The sequence below is a fragment of the Vibrio sp. B7 genome, from assembly GCF_963888765.1.
Taxonomy (GTDB): Bacteria; Pseudomonadota; Gammaproteobacteria; order Enterobacterales; family Vibrionaceae; genus Vibrio; species Vibrio anguillarum.
In genome coordinates this window covers 331,392-352,312 of the sequence record NZ_CAWPKR010000022.1, presented here as the reverse complement: position 1 = coordinate 352,312, position 20,921 = coordinate 331,392, and the positions used below count along the sequence as shown (strand labels likewise).

Here is a 20,921-nt window from a genome sequence, read left to right as displayed (position 1 = left end):
TATTTAACTAGATTTGGATTATGAACAAGAGCTTACTCACTAATATCATTGCGCTAGCGCTCCTTGCAGCGGGCTATCAACTGGATAACACTATTGCGCTGTATGCGGGCTTATTTGCCTTTTCTGGCGCAATCACCAACTGGCTTGCGATTCACATGCTGTTTGAAAAAGTGCCAGGACTCTATGGCTCGGGTGTGATACCTGCTCGCTTTGAAGAGTTCAAAACCGCAATCAAGAGCCTGATGATGGAGCAATTTTTCACCCAGTCCAATATTGACCGCTTTCTCAGTAAAGAGATGACGGGCAGTAAAACGTTGGATCTTGAGCCTGTGATTGCCAAAGTTGACTTCAACCCAACCTTTGATTCTTTGGTCGAAGTGATTGCAAACTCTCCATTTGGCGGCATGCTGGCGATGTTTGGTGGAACCGACGCGCTACAACCACTCAAGCAACCGTTTGTCGAAAAAATGCAGCAATCTATGATTGATATCAGCCAAAGCGATAGCGTTAAACAAGCGCTCAAAGAGCAGTTAGAAGCTCCTGAGATGATTGAAGAGATCACCGCTAACATCGAAAACATCATCGATCAACGTCTCAATGAACTCACGCCTAAATTGGTGAAAGAGATGGTACAGAAGATGATTAAACAGCACCTTGGCTGGCTGGTTGTTTGGGGGGGAGTATTCGGTGGTTTGATTGGTGTGGTTTCCTCCTTCTTTGCCTGATTGCCGTTACTTATGTGATTGTAAAATGTGATTACAAAAAAGCCAGCACGTTTAAATGTGCTGGCTTTTTTATGATGACTCGTGACCCGTTAACAGAGATGAAGACGCGTTAATAGTGGTTTTAATTTAGGGTGATCTAAGGGGTACACCTTGGGTATCACAAGGTAAATCATGCTGACAAACAGCAAGGAACCGTATAAATCAACCGGACGATGCATCCCTAACCATAAGCGGCTAAAGGCGACCCCACAGGCCCAAAGCAGTAGACCTGCCGCAAAAATATAGCGCTTTTGTTCAATAAACAGACCACCAAAGAAAGCCAGACAAATAGCAGCGAAGATCGTATGGCCAGAAGGAAATGAATAGTCCTTTTCACCCTGCCAATGACGTAAACGCCAGTCACTGACTTGGGTTGCGATGTCGGTCATCACACTTTCTTTTTGTAATTCACTCAATTTATAAAAATGCGCAGGGTTTGGGATAAGCAGTTGATGCGTCATCAATTCAGTGTATGGGCGCGGGCTCTCTGTCAAATGTTTTAAACCGGTTTTGGCAGCCATACCAACAACCAACAAAAAACCAATTTGAATAATACGGTTTAAGAGTAACGCTCTCGAGCACGCCGTTCGCGTTGCCAGGAAAGCCAGTACCGCAAAGGTAAAACCAAAGCCTTGCCAACCGGCCGAATCGGTTAAATAGGTAAAAAATGCACCGACGCCCTCGCTCACTGGTGTGGTCAAATCAATCGAAGACCCAACCAATGAGATGGGAACTAACAGCAACGAGAACGAGGCTAAGAGTACTAAGCCCGATTTTTTCATTTGGATTTGCTTTTTCACGCTCAATAGACACCGCTGGATTATTGAAGATCAGCATAATAACGGACGATACGCAAAGAACGTATCAAGCAATTGTCAATTTGAGGGAAAATAATCGCCCCGATCTCACCCTTTTTACTTATTTTCCTGACACAAAGAATTCATACATAACGTGTAGGAAAAGTAAACCAGACCATGTCCTGCCTAACCGAAACAACGTCTTCTTTCGTGCAAGATAGGAGGCGCCAAGAACGTGAATGGATGATGGTAACAGCGTTGACCGACAGCAGGAATGTTAAAAAGGGAGCCGCAGCTCCCTTCAGCGGAAAATGATCAGGGCTTATGCGCCAATCACCCCGCCGTCTTCACGAGTGATCATCATAATGGTCGAACGCGGCTTGGTGGTTCCACCGTATGGGAAATGCGATGGCGCTTCATCTTCCCCAGGGTGTTGAACGCCAACAAACATGGTTTTTTGATCCGGTGAAAAAGTTAACCCTGTTATTTCACAAGCAATCGGCCCAGTTAGGAAACGTTTTACTTCACCAGTAATTGGATCCCCGCACAACATTTGGTTGTTACCTTGCCCGGCAAAATCCCCTTTGTTGGAATAGTTGCCATCGGTTTGAATCCACAAGCGACCCGCTTTGTCAAAGCCGATACCATCAGGGCTGTTGAACATGTTGTCTGCTGAGATATTGTCGCTGCCCGCATAGAGATCGCCTTTATGTACCGTTGGGTTGCCCGCAATCAAGTACAGATCCCATGCGAACACAGTGCTAGTGTGATCCTCATTGGCTGGCATCCAGCGCAGAATCTGGCCATAGTTATTCTTAGCGCGAGGGTTAGGGCCACCCACAGGTTGCCCCTCTTTACCTCGGTTTTTATTGTTGGTCAGTGTACAGAACACGTGCTTATTATCAGGGTGAATCGCAACCCATTCAGGACGATCCATTGTCGTAGCACCCACTTGAGTCGCTGCGCGGCGAGCAAAAATCATCACTTCGGCTTGGTCCTTAAAGCCATTTTCTGGCGTTAAACCATTTTTACCAAAGGTCAGTTCAAGCCATTTTCCCGAGCCTTTCAGTTCTTTCTCATTCATATCAAACTTAGCGACAAAGAGGGTTCCTTCTTCTAATAAATTGCGATTCGCCGCATCGTTACCAGCTTGGTAGCGATTTTTTGAAACGAATTTGTATAGATGTTCACCGCGTTCATCATCCCCCAGATAGACCACAGCATGGCCATCTTTGTTGAGAGTAAGCGCCGCATTTTCATGTTTGAAACGGCCTAACGCCGTGCGTTTAAGTGGCGTCGATGTTGGATCATTCGGATCAATTTCCACTACCCAACCAAAGCGGTTTGGCTCATTGGGGTTTTTCGCAACGTCAAAACGCTCATCATGTTGGTGCCATTGATAATCACTGGGTTTGGCTTCAATACCATAACGCCTATGATCAGCCGTTAACTTCACGCCATCTTGGTTACTACCAAAGAAATCATCAAAGTTCTCCTCACACGTTAAGTATGTCCCCCACGGCGTTTGACCATTCGCACAATTGTTAAAAGTTCCCAGTGGATTTAAGCCCTTAGGATCAGTGGCGGTTTTCATTAGCGTATGGCCTGCAGCTGGCCCTGTGAGCAACATTGGTGTGTTTGCCGTGATACGACGGTTACGCTTCCCTGCGCGGTCAACCGTCCACTGGCCATTTTTGTTCATCACTTCAACGACAGTAACGCCGACCGCAGCTTGCGCTTTACGCACATCATCTGCTGTCATCGATTTACCTTTGTGATCAAACAAGTATTCGTAGTTGGTGTATTCATTATTAATCGCAAGTACACCGCGATCATCCGAAATTGGGAAGAAGCTCATGCCATCAGTGTTATCACCAAATTGAAGCTCTTGTGCTCGTGAATCTTGTTTACCACTTTGGTCAAACTCAGGAGCATCAACAGAAATGGGGTCACCCCATGAAATCAACGGGGTCGCTTTATACCCTTTAGGAACAACGATGGCATCTGCCGTTGAGACAGGAATGGCTTCAAAATTGAGCAGTGAAGAGCTCGACTTTGCCGCCACAGCCTTAGCAACTGGATTTAAAGATAAAAACGCGCCTGCACTGACTGCCGCACTACCTGCCATAAAACGGCGGCGAGAGAGCCTCGCTTCGATCATTTCACTAAATTGAGACTCTTGCTCTTCACGCTTCCACATGTTTGCTCCTTGACTTTACTTGTCTTGTTATTGGATTTTGCAAGCAGCTTAGCGGTCTATCGTGACAAATAAGTTAAATTTACATTGCTTAACGGTGACAGTGCCACTACGCAGCGTGGATTACATCTGGCGATAAAGCACATAGCTCATCTAAAATTTCTTTGGTCTGCTTAGAATAAATCAATTTATCCTTCGCCCCCACCAGTTGGATAAGCTTTACCTTGCCCGAAAGCGCACATTGCCTTAACGTTCTTAGTACCATTTGGTTATCTAACGCGTTGTTCTCATCAACCCCCACTCCCGGAACTAAAGAGGCTAAATCAATCGTCACGATCAGTTGATCACAATGCTCTATGTAGTGACCTAATTGGCTTTTTAGTTGATTACGATGACGAAAACCGCACTCATTCAGCGTTAACCAATCACAGCCTAAATCTTCTGCATACTCCCACACTTGGTTGGATTGATGCATTTCATCAATTCCAATACAAAATAGGCGCGTATTGTTATAGCGAGAGAGTGCAAAATGAAATGCAGAGCCAACTTGTAGGTCCAACGTTTGTTTCAGCTCAAAATGATGTCCGATACTCACAATACCAACTTCGTCATTCTCAAAAGCCATCACTGGTAATGCATTGAGCAGCATTTCGTGACAATTCGCTAGTACGACGGGCACTGAGCTCAGTGCTAATTGATGACTCAAGGTGTCTTGAAAACGGGTGACATTTTTATCTTTGACGACTATATGTCCCGCATCAGAGTAACAAGGCGTGGATTGACGCTGATAGAGCCAATCTGATGCAAATTCAAGGCTCTGCTGAGCAAATTCAAACTCTACTTGAGACATTGGCTTTATCTGTTCACAGAGTGTCATGAACGTGAATGGATAAGCGGGTTGGCTCTGTGTACGACTCATACGGTAGCGTTTGAATAAACTTAGCATTATGAATTACCTTTCTGGTGGCAACGCTCTTGCTGCCTGTAATACATGTAAAATGATCCGCTGCTTGTTGGCTTCAACACGATGGGCTGGAGCCATCACTGAAATTGCGCCGATCAACTTACTCCCTTTCATTACGGGGGCACTAATTCCGGAAACGCCAGGATCAATTTCTGACGTGCTCACGGCGTACCCATTACGACGTATTTTTTCCAACTCTGTCTGCCATTTTTCCATTTGGTGGTCTTCACCAAAATAACGAAGAATTTTTTCACAGCGCGGAGCGGGTAAATACGCCAACATCACTTTAGATGAGGCACCTCGAAGCAGGGGTTGACTTTGACCCTGGACGAAGCTGCATCGAAGTGCCTGCATACTTTCTTTTTGGCTAACGCACAAGGCTCGGTATCCCACCGGAACCATGTATGCCGCCATTTCGCCTGTCTGTTTCTGTAATCGACTTAACACCGCATCGACTGCATCTAAATTGTGTTGACTCGTTTCATAACTGCGCATTAAAAGTAGAGCCGCCGAACCGATGATCAACGTTTTGTCGTGTGGGCTCTCTTCGATCAAGTTCCACTCTTTCAAAATCTTCAGATGTCGGTACAAACTACTCAGCGGAACTTGCAATTGTTCGCTCAAGGTTTTCGCTGATACTGGCTCTTCATTTACCGCCACTTGCATCAATAATTGCAGTGACTTTTCATTAACTTGGCTGGCCGATAATTTCGTTTCGTTCATGTTTTCTTTTTAGCCTCATTTATTCCACGCCTCAACTATGATTCTTATATATCGAGAATTTAAGATTAATAACAGACTTACTTTCTCATTAAGTGAGAAAACATAACAATCTGATCAAAAAAAGGCTCCGCAGAGCCTTTTGAACAAAAAAGAAACAACCGTTACGCTAATTTAAATGTCGCTACTTTTGCACTCAACTCTTCCGCTTGCTGCTTGAGTTCATTGGATTGGCTCAAGCTATCTTCTGCACCAATGACCAGTTGCTCCGTCACATCCTTGATAGAAGTAACATTTTGTGTAATTTCACTAGTCACATGCGTTTGCTCTTCGGCTGCCGTCGCAATTTGCGTCGCCATATCACTGATCAAGGCAACCGCTGCTTTAATTTCTTCAAGCGCACCGGATGCTTTATCGGCATCTTCCACTGAGTTCTCAGCTAGCGTTGAGCTGCTTTGCATCAACGATACCGCACGTTTAGTGGTTTCTTGCAGGGTATCAATGGTTGATTTTATCTCTTCGGTAGAAGTATGGGTGCGCTGAGAAAGCACACGGACTTCGTCTGCTACCACGGCGAAACCTCGGCCTTGCTCACCCGCTCGCGCAGCTTCAATAGCCGCATTCAGCGCAAGTAAGTTGGTTTGCTCTGCAATGCCTTGAATGGTTGCCAGTACGGTCGAAATCTCTTGCGCGTGTTGGTTTAGTGCGGCAATCACGCCACTGGCCTCACTCACTGATTTTGCCAAGTTATTGATCGAGCCTTTGGTATGAATCACCAAGGCATGTCCATTGTTGGTGCTGGTTGCCGAGTCTTGCGCCGCTTTTGCCGTTTGCTCTGCGTGAGAGGCTATCTCTTGCGTTGCCGACGCCATTTCAGTGACCGCAGTAGCGACCATCACAATTTCTTGCTGCTGGTGACTAAGCTCTGATGCCGATTGATTAGCGCGATGCGCGCCATGTTCTGATTGTGCTTCCAATTGATGAGACTGGTGACGAATATGGCCAATAAGTTGTTGTAAACTTTCCACAAAGGTATTGAAGTTTCTGGCCAATTCACCTACTTCATCGCTGTTCTCTACTTCAATACGTTGGGTTAAGTCACCACTACCGTTTGCAATTTGTGCCAACGCTTGAGAAACATTATTCAAAGGACGGAACAAAATATTACACAATAAGTTGAACAGCAGAGTACAGAGTATGACCACAACGGCAGTAACAATGAGCTGGCTGAAGGTAGCTTCAGATAAAGGTGCGATGAGCGAATCGTGATTGATGACCACAACAGTACTGAGATTCGTTCCGTTGATGCTTCGGGCGTAGAGAACATACTCCTCACCTCGAATATCCACCAATAAATCGCTGCTTTTCGCAATCGCTTGGCGGATATCAGCGAAATTTAAACCCAGATCAGAAACACTTTTATTGAGCAGCTTAGTATCACTATGGGTAAAAATATTGCCTTTATCGTTAGCAATAAACATATACCCCTCACCCGGCAAAATAACTTGCTTCATGCTGTTGAGGATGTCAGTAATTTCTACGTCGGCGCCTAAAACGACTTGTTGGCCATGTAAATTCAGTGCCTTACCTAATGAAACCACATTAGCGCCCGTTGCCGCAGCAACGGTTGGGTTATCCATAAACACTTTTGATGGGTTTGCTTTAGCGTTTGTATACCAGCCCCATTTGCGCGGATCATCGTTCCCCGGCGGCAAGATGACACCATTAGCGTTGTTTTGCGAACCGTCGGGGTAAGCAAGAAATACGTTGTCAAACGCTGCAGAATCTCGAACTTGTTTTAAATGTGTCACGATGGCTTGTTTCTCGGCATCTTGCGACAGCGAGGTTAAAGCACGCTCTTTCGACAGTAACCAGTCCGTAACATACTGGTTATAAGAAGCGGTGGTACTTTGTAATCGTTGTTCAACATCAATATCTAATCGCTCCAGTGCAGCTCGATACGACAATGCTTCAACGAGTAATCCCCCAAGAATAATGGCAGCGCTGGCTGAAATCGCCAGTTTGTTTTTTAACGACATTTTTTTAAACATAGGTAGACCTATTTGTAATAGTAATTTAACTCAAACCGATAGAATTCTCGATCAATTGGACATTATAATTTCAAGCCTCGAAATAAAACTTGAAGCGGTCCACGTCTTTGTCATTGCTCACAAAGGACTACAAAATAGCATAGTGCATTTAACACATTTATATCATGTTAGTCAGAGAGTTGATTACTCATCACTTTGGAACTAACTTCTAATTTTGAGTGAATTTTTCTGGTCTAACCTTTTCTAGCCTCACCATAGTAACCGCAGGAAATAGGCGAAAAAAAAGAGAACAAACGCTCTCTTTTTGACCACAATTAACCAGAAACTTATCGGGTCAACAGTGACTTCAATGAAAGTTCATCAGTACTATAGAGCTTGTGGCTAATCCAGTAACTGGCGATACCAATCATGATATACACAAATAAATTACCCCAACCAGCACCTTCAAAAGCCGTGAACATGTTTGAAGAAGTCATTAACTGCAACGGCAAGTTAAAAATCGCGTGGTAAAACTCCCCTACAATGTCAGAATTCAGCATAACAATCGAGATCCATTTAAGCGCGAAACCGCCCACGAACATCACAAGGATCGGCGAATTAAATATCTGTGAAATAACTAAAGTAAAGCAGGCTAATGGCAGCATCGTCACAGCAATCACCCACATGATACTGAGGTAATTCAACCAGTGTTGAACGGCATATCCTAGAGAACGTTGTTCAAATAGTAGGGCTAAACGGTTTTCTGTCGCTAAGTTAAGCCCCCACAGCAGAACGTCCGCACAAATGACTAACACGGAACAGACCACAGGGATTACAAATAAGCCAAACCCCAGTTTCACTATGTGGGTCATATTGTTCGTCACTGGCATGCTGCGCCAGAACATAGAGCTTCCCTCTTTACGCTCCTTGCGGAATGTTCTGGGGAAATAGAGTGAACTGAGCATTAGCGAAATAAAACCAACAAGCATGATGATAAAGGTGTTGAAATCATCCACAAATTCGATATGGACATCACTGATGTCGCCACCAAATTCCATCTCAAAAAACAGGTTGTGTTGCAGTGTATTGTTCATTAACAAACTGATGAACAATAGGGTTCCGCATACCAATAGAAACAAAGGAATACGCGTAACATTTTTGTTTTCAATCAGCTCTTTTTCAAGCATATAAATACTGGGGTGCATTATGCGTTCTCCTTCTGCAAGGCAAGAAATAGTTCAGCAAGTTTTACACTGTAAATAGAACCAAGCCCTTCAACGGCTTGACGGTGTTCTGAAGTCAACAACCACTTTGTTGTTCCCAAGCTTGGCTGAGATGCCAAAGGACGATAGGTTTGGATAACGTCTTGATGTGCGTTACTGGCCTCTAGAACAAAATACCCTTGTGTAATCGCCTCCATTGAGTCTTGCAGCACGACCTTACCTTGCTTCAAGATCAGCACATCCGTTAGCAAATGTTCAATTTCCGATACTTCATGACTAGCAATAATCAAGGCACGCTCACCATCATGAAACCATTCGAGTAAGTGACGATAGAAGGTATCACGGTAGATTAGGTCCAAACCAAGAGTTGGCTCATCCAAAATCAGCACTTTGGTATCGGTGGCAATCACAATGGCTAAATGCAGCTGTACTTTCATCCCTTTTGATAAGGTACGAATTTTACTTGATAAACGAATGTTGGTTTGTGTAAGGACTTGCGTGGCCTTGTCTAACGAGAAGCTGGGATGCACGCCTGACGTATAACGCAAAATTTGTTTAACCGTCATCCAATCTGGCAACACATTGACGTCTGAAATGTAGGAAAGATGCGCCATCACTTGCGCATGTTCCGTAATCGGATTTAAGCCCTGGATCAAAATGTCACCTTGATAATGGTGAGCACCGAGCAACGACTTAATTAAGGTCGACTTGCCCGCACCATTATGTCCGAGCAAACCGAGCACCTGTCCTGCGTAGAGCTTAAAGCTCACATTCTGCAGAGCTTCCGACTCGGCATGCTTTGCGTACTGTTTAGATACACCGTTGACTTCGACTAATGGATTCATTGGTCACCTTCAATATGCTGTTGTAGTTGGTTGATAAAATCCTCAAGCGGCATCGCCAATAGCTTGAGTGTTTGTGCAATTTCTGGGATCTGTTGCTCTAAAAAGTGCTGCTTTTGTTTCGCCTGTAATTGCGCTAGCGCTCCTTTCGCGACATACATACCTTGACCTCGTCTTTTTTCAACAATGCCTTCGTCAACAAGCAGTTGATAGCCTTTCATGACAGTTAAGTGATTGATTTTCATATCTGCCGAAACGGTTCTTACCGAAGGCAACGCACTATCTTCTAGCCAAATACCTTGTAGGATCTGCTCGGTAATTTTGTCGGCTAGCTGACGGAATATGGGTTGGTTATCTTGCCAATCTGTCACAATTTTATACCGATATAGTGTTATACACATATATAACACTAAAGCAAAAATATTGAATTGCAAGTGATGAATGAAAAAACATAGAAAAACGCACAAAAAAGCCTCGTGTTAGAACGAGGCTTGAAGTCATTGTTTGCAATAAAAAGTTTATTAAAACCCGTTAGCTTATTGAGGTAACTGGTTTATTAAAGCAATCAGCTTGTTGGGCAACTCGCAGGGCCAATCTCTTTCCATACTCCCCACACACCAGTAGTCGATGGGTTTTCGCCAGTTGTCCACCACTTGGCTTCCCATACTTTACCAGCCCAAGAAACTTGTTGACCGCCAGTATAAACCGCTGATTTATCCCACAAGTTACTGCAAGTGTCACCACCAGAATCTTTCTTCGCCACGATAACCGATGCACTTGCAGAGGCCGCCGCTTTACCATCACTGACAGTTACAGTGAAGCTTAGCGTGGTGTCTTGTGTATACTCAGGAGCAACAAACGAAACACTCGCACCTTGAATGGTTGCATTTAGGCCTGTAGGTACATCCCATACGAAAGTTAAGGTGTCTTGATCGACGTCACTTGAAGCGGAAGCGTCCACCACCACAACCTCACCAGCACTGGCATTGCTTGGCGCAGTAATCACCGCCACTGGTGGCGTGTTCACAGGCTCAGTTGCTTTAGGTTTGACCGTTACAGTCACAACATCAGAAGCCGTTGCGCCTTTGTTATCTGTGACCGTCAACTTGAACGTCAGCGTTTGTACTTGTACCACTTCGGCCGCGTCAAAACTGGCTCGTGCAGAATTAGCGTTTACTAAGCTCACTGCTGTGCCCGCCGTTTGCTGCCACACGTAACTGACAATAGTGCCATCACTGTCTTTTGATGCACCGCCATCAAGAACAACACTCACCGGACCAACCACCGATTGATCAACACCTGCATTTGCAGTGGGCACGCGGTTCGCGGGGGGTGTAGTACCTCCTCCTGCTAAGCTTTCATGCATCGCATTTAGGATGTCACCATTATCAGCGTCAATCTCCCAAGAGAACAACCCGGCCAAACCAAGGTTTCGAGCATAGGCGCCTTTGGCTTTGATTGAACGGTTATCGTCAAAAGTAACCAGTTGGCCCGTTGTACGATTCCAAACCCAAGGTGCTTCAGCTTGTGCATCGTATCCATATTCAAAGCCATTAATACCGGTATTATTAGCCCCTAACATGAATGATTTGATGCCTTTATAGTCAATCACACCCGCTTCCCACACGCCTTGCGCGGAAGTGCCTTTCAATTTTCCGTTACCTACCCCTGTCATCGGGTCGGTTGGATCACTTAATGAAGCCGGCATCACCCCTTCCCAGCCACGGCCATACATAGCCGCACCTAAGACTAACTTATTAGCAGGGACACCCTGTGCTAGCAGTAACTGGATACCGTTATCCGCCGTATAAGCTGGGCCTTTATAAGGTTCGCCATTTTCATCTACTCCTTTCCCATCACACTGACCAGGGCGCATGAATGATCCGCAGTAAAGCGCGGTTTGGTGGCCTAATACGTTATTCCAACCGCCATAAAAGTCATAAGTCATGGCAAAGATGTAATCCATATATTGAATGGCTTCGCCATAATTAACATCTTCAATCTTGTCATGACCAACACCAATTGCTGACGTGAGCTCATAAGTACGACCAGTTTCCGATTGCAATTCATCAAGCATGGCACGCAGTTCACGCATTAACGCAATGTACGCAGGGCCATCATTGACTGGGTCACCGCGATCCGCTGCTTGACCACCTCCTCCAGGATATTCCCAGTCGATATCAACACCGTCGTAGAATTTCCAAGTGGTTAGGAATTTCTTCACTGAAGCAACAAAAGTATCGCGATTGGCCTTGTTGGTAAAATCAAAAAATGGGTCAGAGAGTGTCCAACCACCAATAGAAGGAAGGATCTTGAGGTCTGGATTACGCTGTTTGAGCGCCATCAACATGGCATAGTTGCCCTTGATCGGAGAGCTGTATTGGTGACCCGCTTGCGGGAAACTCTTTTGATAGGCCGCCCAAGGGTCATGGATCACCACTTCGTAATCATTCACCCCATTACATGCGGTCATCAACGCGTTGTAGCTGTTTCCACCAACGGATTTCAATGATTCGTTAGGGCCACAAATTGGAATGAAGCCGTATAGAATATGCGTCAGATTATCAGCCGGGATGTTATCTACCGTATATTTTCGGTCATAGATGCCCCACTCAACAAAGTAGGTTCCAACCACCGTATCTTTATCGGTCGTGTAAGTCTTGTTATTGGGATCAATATTCATCACCAAAGGTTTGAGATGTGAGCCATCGGTATCGGCAATTGTTATCTCAACGGGTGCACTTTTGCTGCAACCTGTCGCGTCGCAAGCTTCGATTGTCATTTGGTAAACACCACCTTGTGCATAACTGAAGTTTGCGGTGGTTTGGCTGCCAGTGATTGGGCCTGTCGCGACCTGTGCGCCATCAAAATAGATTTTATACGTGTTGCCTGTTGTACCACTCCATTGGTTAAACTTAACGGCAATCGGCGCTTGATCATAATATTTGACCATTTGGTTATAACCAGCCGTGCTTTCCATGGCTAATTCAACTTTAGAAAACTGTAGATTATTCGACCCATAGACATCGACGCTAGGGGTTGCTGGTGCTGCCATTGCCGTGCCCGAAAGAGCCATTGCAATACTTGCGGCGCACAAAGTAATACGATTCATACCTATATCTCTCATTTCTGAATGTTTCACTTACATTTAAGCAAGCTGCTCTTCTGATAAGGCATTGAAGAACATCCATTTCAGTATTTACAAGACTTATTTTTTTTAGCAAAAAAATAAAAACGCTTTTCGAGTCATCGTTAAAATTTTGTTATGGGGATTCACCGTGTTACATCTTAAAAGCAATTCTGAGTCAGGAATTCAGAATTTTGACAAAGCAAAGCAGGTAAGTTTAATTTTTTACGCTAATTAAGGCCTTTGAAGAAGACTGAATGGCATAATTTAAAATTAAGAGAATGACATTATCACGTGACTAACGATCTGATAATATTGACGAATGCATGACGCATGCCTCGCACTAAAGATGTTACATTTCAATGAAAATTAGTCACTTATGCCGTTGAGAACTTGCTTTTACAACCAACTATCGGCAACCTCTACTCTATTGCTTGCAAGGATAAAATAATGAACCTAATTAAACCGACTTTATGTACATTAACCATGATCTTTAGTGCCTCTGTATTGGCTAATATCACTCTTGAAATTCCAGACACTATTAACTTATTAGCGGTGAATGGTCAGAAGCCCGAAACTTCTGGCAGCCTATTTTCCTCAGCGAAAAGCCTTGAGCTGGCCGATGGTGAACAACAAATCGTCTTCAAATACGCGCCTTATTTTACGCAAGGGAATGATCGCGTGATTATCGAAAGCGATGCAGTCATTGCCACATTCACCGCAAAGGATGCAAAACTGAATTTTGCCATGCCTGAATACCGTGATGCACATCGAGCAGAGAAAGAGATTAAAACAATGCAATGGTCACTGATTGACCAAGCAGGCCAAACACTAGAGATAAAGCAAGATCGCCTTCTTAAAGAAGGGTATCAAGTAGGCCGTGACTATATCCGTGAAGCAAATGACTATAATCGCGCAGGGGGTATTGCAGCTATTGGAATGACGGATGTTGCTATGCTGCAAAATGAACTAGCTCAGTCAGGAAATGTACAAAACGCCGCCGAAGAAATGCTGCATTTTTGGTACAACAAGGCTGATGAGAAAACGAAAGCACGCTTTAAAGAATTCGTTAATCAACAGTAATAACGTCTCAATATGAGCTCTCTGAATTGAGAGCTCATTAGTATTGAAGTAGTTTGTGCTTAGCTTACCAGAACAGCATCGCAATCATGGTCAGCAAGCCAATACAAGCAATATTTAACATCATACCCACTCGCATCATCTCACTTTGCTTAATGTGTCCAGAGGCAAACACTATCGCATTGGGTGGCGTCGCAACGGGCAACATAAATGCACAAGAAGCCGCAATAGCAATCAATACAGATAGAATCACGGGTGAAATACCAAAGGCTTCAGCAACACTGGCAAACACCGGAATAAGCAGCGCTGCACTGGCTGTATTACTCGCGAATTCCGTTAGGAACACCACGAAAACAGCAATCACGAATACAATAAAGAACAGACCTAAATGAGAGATCAGGGCACTTAGTTCATTGGCTAGGAAAACGCTGGTTCCCGTTTGCTTAAGTACGTTGCTCAAGCAAATACCGCCACCAAACAGCAGTAATACCCCCCAATCTGCCGTTTTTTCTACATCTTTCCAGTGCACCACTCGGGCAAAATTGACCAAAACAATCGCACCCAGCGCAACCAGAGTATCAAAGCTCGCAAAACCACCCAGCATGGCATTGACTGGTTTGCTAAATATCCAACAAAAAACCGTTAATGCGAAAATACCAAGCGTGACGACTTTACCTTTATCCCAAGTAACAGGTTCATAATTAAGCTCGAACTCTCCATTAAGATCCGGTTTTAATGCGAAATATAAAATAGTAATCGCAATGGGCAGCATAATCGCCGCCGTTGGAGCACCAAATTTCATCCAATCTGTAAATGAAAGACCAACCTCAGCCGCGGCAATCGCGTTAGGAGGGCTTCCTACGATGGTGGCAATACCACCAATGCTGGCGCTGTAAGCAATACCTAAAAGCACAAAAACATAGGTAGAATGACCACGGTCTTTATCCACTTTGCTGAGCACTCCAAGCACAAGCGGTAGCATCATCGCAGCGGTGGCAGTGTTACTGATCCACATTGAAAGCGCGGCAGTCACACCAAACAACATGAATACCGCAACGCTCATTTTCCCGCGCGCCATGATAAGAACTTTATCGGCAATAACTTTATCCAGACCCTGCCGATGCATAGCAGCAGCCAATGCGAATCCACCTAAAAATAGGAAGATAATCGAGTTAGCAAAGTTATTGAGCGCCGTTTGGGTGTTAAAAACACCAAAAACGATGGCCATGATAGGCACAAGAATGGCTGTGACTGTGACGTGTAAAGCTTCCGTTAACCACAGCACAGCAATGAATGCCAGCATACTAATGCCCAAAGCGACATTAGAATCAACAGGTAAGGCATTGTACAAGATAAAAAACAGGACAATATCGGCTAGGATGATAAGGCTGTTACGGTTAAAAAACCATTCTCGGGTGTTGGAGGGTAAAGGGACACTATCGTTTCTATTCATTATTATTTTTCCTTATGAGGGCCTACTGGCAACAATATGATCACACATATTCAAACAAGGAGATAATAATTATTGCGAAATTGTTAACCTTATCAAGACTATGGTTAACAATTTAACACTTTGAAATAAATGGAAAACTATTGGTTAAATTACGCCCATCCAATTACGGCTTCAAATTAACTTAAAACGAACACCTTAGCATGGTATTCCTGCCAACAAATCAAATCCGGACTTAACTTGTTCACCTTTCATCACACGTCCATGTCCTTGGTTTTGGGTGGTAATAAGTGACACTTTCTCGATTTCTTCTGCCGCTCGCTTTGAAACAGAATATTTGGTGAACTTGTCATTCTCATCGTGAACAATGACGCTGCGAGATTGACGCTGAGCAAGCTTATGGTAAGGATCGATAGATTGAATGGGATAACGATATTGATCGGCAACTTCCGCAACAACGGCCTCAAATAAGCGCATCGAATAGCCAGACCTTGCCACACTGCTGAATAAGTTATCCAAATAATCCAGCACGGGCGCGACCAATAGCATTGGACAATGCTCAATTTTATGATGTCGGCACTCTAATGCGGCGGCCGTCCCCATACTGTGTCCAACGATACCAGCAACATTGTCAATACTATCGAGTATCGCTTCCAACCCTCCAACAAACGCAGGAATGTGACCATACACGCCCTCGCTTTGACCATGTGCTGGGTGATCATAAGCTAATGCCGTATAACCACGTGCCGCAATATGCTCCATCAGTGGATAAAACTGACTTGCCGTGCCAGACCAACCATGAGTCAATAACCAAATGGGACCACTTCCGAGTTGATAAGTAGTCAGAGCCCCTTCAACGCACATTACACGGCCAGTTTTCAGGCCAATTGGCGGCTGGTTTTGAGGCTTACTTCTTGCCGGAGTCAACAATACATTTCGTGCAACTTTTTTGGCATGTGACGGTGCGAGCGTGTGATGAAGACGAGTGCTCATATTAACCAATGTACGTTTCACACTGAATGTGTTTGAGGTGCTAAAATAGATTTTTTCACTCACTGAGTTGCCCTTCCTCTCGAGAAAATAGAACGTTCGTACTATTTCTAATTAAAAATTTTTATTTTGTTAAACATTTGATTTTGTTAAATAAAAGTGCATCTGCGCTGTTGCGGGCTCGTTCTTCTCGCTGTGAAAAGCGAGAATTAGCTAACATTGCTGCTTCACTATATTTCGCCATCGAGACATTAAATCGCCCACGCCTTTCCAAAAATGTTGATAACTTTCCATTTGGCCGTAGATCGAGTAGAACAAATGAGCACTTAAATAGAGTCCATACAACTCATAAGCAGCCTGCTTTATATCCAATTTCGGATGAAACTGTGCACTATCAACCCCTTTTTGAATTTGAATTTGCAAGTAATGAATCCAAGTCGCGATGGTTTTTTTAAGTACTTTTTGAATTGCGCAATCACAAGTTGCGGCATCTTTCCACGCATCTAAAAACATACAACTGCCTTGGAATGAATGATTCCAACCTAACCAGTGCTCTAACAGCACTCGCAATTTAGCTTCGATATTCTCGTCGCCAATCAGGCGAGCCGGCGTAATAACACGCTCAGTAAACACAGAATGGGCATGCTCTAATACTGCAATTTGCAAATTTTCTTTAGCATTAAAATGCGCAAACAAACCACTTTTTGATAAACCGCACTGTTTTGCCAACTCACCGATAGTGAGACTTTCCAAACCATTTTCACTGGCTAATTCGAACGCTTTGTTCAGTACATTTTCTCTTGTAATTCTACCTTTGCTCATATTATGCCGACTCTCAATTCATACCATGCTATTTTTAGCACGTTCGTTCTTTTTTGCAAATTTGATTTTGCAAAATGAGGAACTGTGGAAGAATAGCAACGCTATGAGCAACTTCAATGGATTGATATGACAACGATTATCGAACAACTTTTGTTTTCGGCCTCAATTACAGGGCCTATCTGTTTGATGTTAGTACTGGGCGTTGTACTAAAGCGAACGAGGGTTATCAACGATAATTTCATCGATGTCGCGTCACGCATCGTATTCCAAGTCACCTTACCAGCCATGCTATTTCTTAGCATAGTCAAATCACAGCACGATTTTTCTTCCAGTGCAACACTGATTGGCTATGGACTACTCGCTAATTTCCTATTTTTTCTTTTCACGACTTTTTTCACCAAAAAAGCGTTCCCACAACATCTGGATCACGGCGTGATCATCCAAGGCGGGTTTCGTGCGAATACCGCTATTATCGCTTTGGCTTATGTCGCAAATACTTATGGCGAACCTGGGCTAGCATTAGCGGCGATGTACGTTGCCGCAACCACTATCCTTTATAATATTCAAGCGGTGATAACACTCACGCCAAAAGGGGAAAGTTCAGGGCTCAAAGCCGCTGGAGTGATTGCCAAAACACTCACCAAAAACCCACTGATTATTGGTATTCTGCTCGGTGTTTTATGCTATTCCTTATCTCTTCCAATCCCGAAAATGGTCACTGATGCTGGCCAATACTTTGCCAATATGACACTACCATTAGCACTACTGTGTACTGGCGGCTCACTCAATATAGGTTCACTCAGAAGCGACAAATCACCGGCTTGGTTTGCCACTGCCCATAAGCTGATTCTCGCCCCGATATTGATCACATCGGGTGCGTTACTTTTTGGCTTTCGCGGGTTAGATCTCGGGCTAGTCTTTTTGATGAGTGCATCCCCTACCGCTGCGGCCAGTTATGTTATGGCAAGAGCAATGGGAGGAAATGCAACCTTAGCGGCCAACATCATTGCATTGACGACCGTATTTTCACTGTTTACTTGTACACTAGGCATCTTCCTGCTCGCGTCTCTGAACTTAATCTAACCACCTTTCAATTCACTGCGGAAAGGTAAGTCAGGAAGGGCCATTCAAAAAAAACGAATCATTCCATCATGGAGACATCACTTTCTTTCAGTCCATGATTAAATAGCGTCAACAATTGTTCACTTCGTTCACCCATTTTAGGGAACAACAGATAGTTATTATTGATGAGAAAAGGTTTGGGATGGTGCGTGATCATTTCTCGCCATTGCGGTAAGTATTTATCCAGAGTGTAATAACCAATATGAATTTCTTCTGGCATGAGATCAATCCGCTTTTTCGCCAGCCGTTCGAAGTTCTGTTTTGGATCATTGACTCGAGACATGTTTATTTGCTGCGTCTCTAACAATCTGTCTAACTCGGCACCATAGCTGTAGGCAATGCCACCTCCTAAATGTAACCCCTTAAGATCATAGAGGCTTTCCCAGTGAAAGTCGGTTTCTTTATGGTGAAAAAACACGAAGCGTTCATCGCTCACCGCTTCGCTATAATAAAAATCTACCGTCCGCTCTTGGTTAAACATCCAAATGGCAGTCGCATCATAACGTCCAGCTTTGGCTTCGGCGTATGCTCTCGCCCATGGGAAAAAATGAAACTCAACTTCGTAGCCAGCATCCTTAAATACTTTACGGATGATCTCAGCAACAAAACCATTATTTTCAAGGTGTTGACCAATAAACGGCGGCCATTCACCCGCACTAATACGAATAATATGACTATTGTGTATTGAGGATGGCGCTGCCCATGCGGGGATAGAAATCCATGATAGGATGAGACAGAACCAAACCTCATACCATCTTAAAGATTTCATTGCCGTACCTGAACATTGAGCAAACTTTTAAGAAACATAACAAAAACTAATAAAACAAAACGTATACATAATATATTTATGTTTTTATGCTAGTGCAGTTCTTAAACCCACTTTTTGTAACCAACACGACAAAAATAAGGCCACGTGCTACAACATCAATGAGGAAAGAACCATGATGAAATGGATAGTCGGTTTAAGCCTACTATTTAGCAATGTTGCTAGTTTGGCAGCGACTTCGGTCGATTGGTTACAGGTAAAATCAGAAGACGGCATTACGATCTACTCGCGCCACCATAGCGATGGCTTAGTCCAAATACGGGCGCAAATGTTCGTACCCACCAGCTATTTCGCTTTTATGCGGCTATTAGATGACAGTGAACATGTACCAAACTGGATAGATAACGTGAGTAACAGCCGTGTGCTGCAAAAAATTTCAGATACCGAGAATATTGTTTACACCCAATTCTCGGCACCATGGCCAGCTAAAAACAGAGATATGGTGACTTATTCAAAATTTGAAATGCTACCTAATGGTTTAAGTTTAGACATAGTGGATGCCCTAAATTACTTGCCTGAACAACCGGGATACATCCGTATCACTCAAGTCAACGCACATTGGACGCTGCAAAAACTGACTAATGGTATGACTCACATCGATTATATTGCCTTCGCTAATCCAGGAGGTGCACTACCTAACTGGTTAGTGAACAAACTGTCCACTGACAGTGCCTTTACCACATTTAAAGGCTTGCGCCGAGAATTGGCCACCTATCAAGATAAACTTCACCCCGCCGTGAATGAATAGCATTCTTAACCCAATACTTGGCCAAAAGGAAGGTAAATAATATTCAGCACGATCAAGATAACCATCGCACTGAACGTTAGCTTCATACCACGAATCCGCCCTTTAAGTTGGTCACTTAAAATCGCTCTGGCATGTAAAATTCGGCCAACGATAAACGTGATACCTACCCCGTGGATCCACCATACGCTGGCACCATTAAACTCCAATAACCCCATTAGGATTAAAGTAATAGGAATGTATTCTGCGGCATTTCCTTGCGCGCTGCGAGCTAATTGCAGTGCTGGTACTCCACCATCGGCATATCTCACTTGGTTAGCCCGACGCTGTTTAATAACGTTAATCGCTAGCCACAAAAATAATGCTGAAAGTATCGATGCATATAGAGCAGTAACCATGGTCATTCCTTTTCAAGTCAGCAGTGTCTCTATAGTAGTGCATCAAGCACGTTCAGATCACTACTCTGATTCAAAGCAATCTCTAGTGCTGGAGTGGCTTAATCTCCTGCGCCGAATACACCTTATTTACTTTATCCCAAGGAATCGGGTCAATTGATACACCTGCGTCTTTTGCGCGTTGGTGAATACGCCCTAAATAAGAAGCCTCTTTATATGTGTCAGCTGTAAAACCGTTGCTATCACGATCCATGACTTTATCTGGTGCTAATTCTGCTAGATATACGGTCTCGCCACAACCTCTTAGCCAAACTTTGGCTTGTCCATTGGGCAGTAAACCGAACACGAATTCGGTGCGATAACAAACATTACCCAATGAACCATCTCGATTTTGGTAAAGACTTTTTCTTGCCATCAAACTTTTAACGTCTTCAGATACAGTATATTTGGTGACATAAAACTGAGTGTTGATAAGTGAAACCCAATACAAGTAAAGACTATCTGGTGGCAATTTAATCTTTACAACTTGCTCACCCTGCGTATTCATAGCAAAACTATGTACAGGCAATCCAAAACCATCATATTCAGGTAACCAATCTTGAATATTTTTTAGATCACTAATTCTCATAAAATGAGAAAAGGTATGCAAAGGAGACGTCCAGTTTTGCGCCTCATTTACTCCATAAGCTTGAGTAACTTTAACAGGGTAAAAAGAGGACATAGAGACGCTAACGCTCCATGCCTTCTCTGGTATTGGCCCCGCATAAGATGAGCAAGCACTTAACAATACCGTGATCAACAAAACAGATACACTTTTGAAATACATT

General features: G+C 43.9%; 19 protein-coding genes. 4 read left to right on the top strand and 15 right to left on the bottom strand.

Features of this window, described 5'->3' with window-relative positions; translation table 11 throughout:
* The first annotated feature begins 20 nt into the window (after positions 1–20).
* Positions 21–725 (top strand): DUF445 domain-containing protein, encoded by a 705-nt coding sequence (locus AACV32_RS09445; protein WP_017049273.1) that lies wholly within the window; start codon positions 21–23, stop codon positions 723–725.
* An 89-nt stretch (positions 726–814) separates the two neighbouring features.
* On the opposite strand, the gene AACV32_RS09440 is transcribed toward AACV32_RS09445, so the two are convergent.
* From AACV32_RS09440 to AACV32_RS09400, 9 genes are all read right to left on the bottom strand, one after another.
* A complete protein-coding gene (locus AACV32_RS09440) occupies positions 815–1,570 on the bottom strand; it encodes a phosphatase PAP2 family protein (protein WP_017049274.1) in 756 nt (251 codons plus the stop codon).
* A 313-nt stretch (positions 1,571–1,883) separates the two neighbouring features.
* Complete coding sequence (locus AACV32_RS09435) at positions 1,884–3,761, bottom strand: PhoX family protein (protein WP_170894973.1); 1,878 nt, start codon at positions 3,759–3,761, stop codon at positions 1,884–1,886.
* A gap of 106 nt (positions 3,762–3,867) precedes the next feature.
* Positions 3,868–4,704, bottom strand: a complete 837-nt coding sequence (locus AACV32_RS09430) for an arginase family protein (protein WP_017048127.1) — start codon at positions 4,702–4,704, stop codon at positions 3,868–3,870.
* 6 nt (positions 4,705–4,710) lie between these two features.
* Positions 4,711–5,445, bottom strand: a complete 735-nt coding sequence (locus tag AACV32_RS09425; RefSeq protein WP_017048126.1) for an IclR family transcriptional regulator — start codon at positions 5,443–5,445, stop codon at positions 4,711–4,713.
* 161 nt (positions 5,446–5,606) lie between these two features.
* Complete coding sequence (locus AACV32_RS09420; protein ID WP_017049277.1) at positions 5,607–7,493, bottom strand: methyl-accepting chemotaxis protein; 1,887 nt, start codon at positions 7,491–7,493, stop codon at positions 5,607–5,609.
* Between the two features lie 326 nt (positions 7,494–7,819).
* Entirely contained in the window at positions 7,820–8,677 is an 858-nt protein-coding gene (locus tag AACV32_RS09415; protein ID WP_017045015.1) for a hypothetical protein, read from the bottom strand.
* A complete protein-coding gene (locus tag AACV32_RS09410; protein WP_017049278.1) occupies positions 8,677–9,540 on the bottom strand; it encodes an ABC transporter ATP-binding protein in 864 nt (287 codons plus the stop codon). The genes AACV32_RS09415 and AACV32_RS09410 overlap by 1 nt, the downstream gene beginning before the upstream one ends.
* Positions 9,537–9,908: a GntR family transcriptional regulator gene (locus AACV32_RS09405; protein WP_026028428.1), complete on the bottom strand. Its 372-nt coding sequence runs from the start codon at positions 9,906–9,908 to the stop codon at positions 9,537–9,539. Before AACV32_RS09405 ends, AACV32_RS09410 begins: the two co-directional genes overlap by 4 nt.
* A gap of 194 nt (positions 9,909–10,102) precedes the next feature.
* On the bottom strand, positions 10,103–12,649 hold the full coding sequence (locus tag AACV32_RS09400; RefSeq protein ID WP_026028429.1) for a glycosyl hydrolase family 18 protein: 2,547 nt from the start codon (positions 12,647–12,649) through the stop codon (positions 10,103–10,105).
* 474 nt (positions 12,650–13,123) lie between these two features.
* Here AACV32_RS09400 and AACV32_RS09395 point away from each other — a divergent pair, with 474 nt between their 5' ends.
* The gene (locus AACV32_RS09395) at positions 13,124–13,747 is read left to right on the top strand and encodes a DUF2057 family protein (RefSeq protein WP_170894983.1); all 624 of its coding nucleotides are present in this window, start codon (positions 13,124–13,126) and stop codon (positions 13,745–13,747) included.
* 64 nt (positions 13,748–13,811) lie between these two features.
* Here the strand turns inward: AACV32_RS09395 and AACV32_RS09390 are convergent, their stop codons facing one another.
* From AACV32_RS09390 to AACV32_RS09380, 3 genes are all read right to left on the bottom strand, one after another.
* Positions 13,812–15,197 carry an SLC13 family permease gene (locus AACV32_RS09390; RefSeq protein WP_017048120.1) on the bottom strand — a complete coding sequence of 462 codons (1,386 nt, stop codon included), beginning with the start codon at positions 15,195–15,197 and terminating at the stop codon, positions 13,812–13,814.
* A 195-nt stretch (positions 15,198–15,392) separates the two neighbouring features.
* A complete protein-coding gene (locus AACV32_RS09385; protein ID WP_019283476.1) occupies positions 15,393–16,250 on the bottom strand; it encodes an alpha/beta fold hydrolase in 858 nt (285 codons plus the stop codon).
* Between the two features lie 147 nt (positions 16,251–16,397).
* On the bottom strand, positions 16,398–17,006 hold the full coding sequence (locus tag AACV32_RS09380) for a TetR/AcrR family transcriptional regulator (RefSeq protein ID WP_170894972.1): 609 nt from the start codon (positions 17,004–17,006) through the stop codon (positions 16,398–16,400).
* A gap of 126 nt (positions 17,007–17,132) precedes the next feature.
* On the opposite strand from AACV32_RS09380, the gene AACV32_RS09375 reads away from it, so the two are divergent.
* Positions 17,133–18,089, top strand: coding sequence for an AEC family transporter (locus tag AACV32_RS09375; RefSeq protein WP_170894971.1), 957 nt, complete (start codon positions 17,133–17,135; stop codon positions 18,087–18,089).
* Between the two features lie 58 nt (positions 18,090–18,147).
* On the opposite strand, the gene AACV32_RS09370 is transcribed toward AACV32_RS09375, so the two are convergent.
* The gene (locus tag AACV32_RS09370) at positions 18,148–18,897 is read right to left on the bottom strand and encodes a substrate-binding periplasmic protein (RefSeq protein WP_094126660.1); all 750 of its coding nucleotides are present in this window, start codon (positions 18,895–18,897) and stop codon (positions 18,148–18,150) included.
* 172 nt (positions 18,898–19,069) lie between these two features.
* On the opposite strand from AACV32_RS09370, the gene AACV32_RS09365 reads away from it, so the two are divergent.
* Entirely contained in the window at positions 19,070–19,702 is a 633-nt protein-coding gene (locus AACV32_RS09365) for an START domain-containing protein (protein ID WP_088733109.1), read from the top strand.
* A gap of 5 nt (positions 19,703–19,707) precedes the next feature.
* On the opposite strand, the gene AACV32_RS09360 is transcribed toward AACV32_RS09365, so the two are convergent.
* Both AACV32_RS09360 and AACV32_RS09355 read right to left on the bottom strand, forming a co-directional pair.
* The gene (locus AACV32_RS09360) at positions 19,708–20,103 is read right to left on the bottom strand and encodes an MAPEG family protein (protein ID WP_081265593.1); all 396 of its coding nucleotides are present in this window, start codon (positions 20,101–20,103) and stop codon (positions 19,708–19,710) included.
* 76 nt (positions 20,104–20,179) lie between these two features.
* On the bottom strand, positions 20,180–20,920 hold the full coding sequence (locus tag AACV32_RS09355) for a DUF2931 family protein (protein WP_170894970.1): 741 nt from the start codon (positions 20,918–20,920) through the stop codon (positions 20,180–20,182).
* Position 20,921: the final 1 nt, after the last annotated feature.

What these genes read in the sequence shown, in the direction of transcription:
- AACV32_RS09445 (WP_017049273.1), top strand. Translation starts at nt 21, where the DNA reads ATGAACAAGAGCTTACTCACTAATATCATTGCGCTAGCGCTCCTTGCA.
- AACV32_RS09435 (WP_170894973.1), bottom strand. Translation starts at nt 3,761, where the DNA reads ATGTGGAAGCGTGAAGAGCAAGAGTCTCAATTTAGTGAAATGATCGAA.
- AACV32_RS09430 (WP_017048127.1), bottom strand. Translation starts at nt 4,704, where the DNA reads ATGCTAAGTTTATTCAAACGCTACCGTATGAGTCGTACACAGAGCCAA.
- AACV32_RS09425 (WP_017048126.1), bottom strand. Translation starts at nt 5,445, where the DNA reads ATGAACGAAACGAAATTATCGGCCAGCCAAGTTAATGAAAAGTCACTG.
- AACV32_RS09420 (WP_017049277.1), bottom strand. Translation starts at nt 7,493, where the DNA reads ATGTTTAAAAAAATGTCGTTAAAAAACAAACTGGCGATTTCAGCCAGC.
- AACV32_RS09415 (WP_017045015.1), bottom strand. Translation starts at nt 8,677, where the DNA reads ATGCACCCCAGTATTTATATGCTTGAAAAAGAGCTGATTGAAAACAAA.
- AACV32_RS09410 (WP_017049278.1), bottom strand. Translation starts at nt 9,540, where the DNA reads ATGAATCCATTAGTCGAAGTCAACGGTGTATCTAAACAGTACGCAAAG.
- AACV32_RS09400 (WP_026028429.1), bottom strand. Translation starts at nt 12,649, where the DNA reads ATGAATCGTATTACTTTGTGCGCCGCAAGTATTGCAATGGCTCTTTCG.
- AACV32_RS09390 (WP_017048120.1), bottom strand. Translation starts at nt 15,197, where the DNA reads ATGAATAGAAACGATAGTGTCCCTTTACCCTCCAACACCCGAGAATGG.
- AACV32_RS09380 (WP_170894972.1), bottom strand. Translation starts at nt 17,006, where the DNA reads ATGAGCAAAGGTAGAATTACAAGAGAAAATGTACTGAACAAAGCGTTC.
- AACV32_RS09375 (WP_170894971.1), top strand. Translation starts at nt 17,133, where the DNA reads ATGACAACGATTATCGAACAACTTTTGTTTTCGGCCTCAATTACAGGG.
- AACV32_RS09370 (WP_094126660.1), bottom strand. Translation starts at nt 18,897, where the DNA reads ATGAAATCTTTAAGATGGTATGAGGTTTGGTTCTGTCTCATCCTATCA.
- AACV32_RS09365 (WP_088733109.1), top strand. Translation starts at nt 19,070, where the DNA reads ATGATGAAATGGATAGTCGGTTTAAGCCTACTATTTAGCAATGTTGCT.
- AACV32_RS09360 (WP_081265593.1), bottom strand. Translation starts at nt 20,103, where the DNA reads ATGACCATGGTTACTGCTCTATATGCATCGATACTTTCAGCATTATTT.
- AACV32_RS09355 (WP_170894970.1), bottom strand. Translation starts at nt 20,920, where the DNA reads ATGTATTTCAAAAGTGTATCTGTTTTGTTGATCACGGTATTGTTAAGT.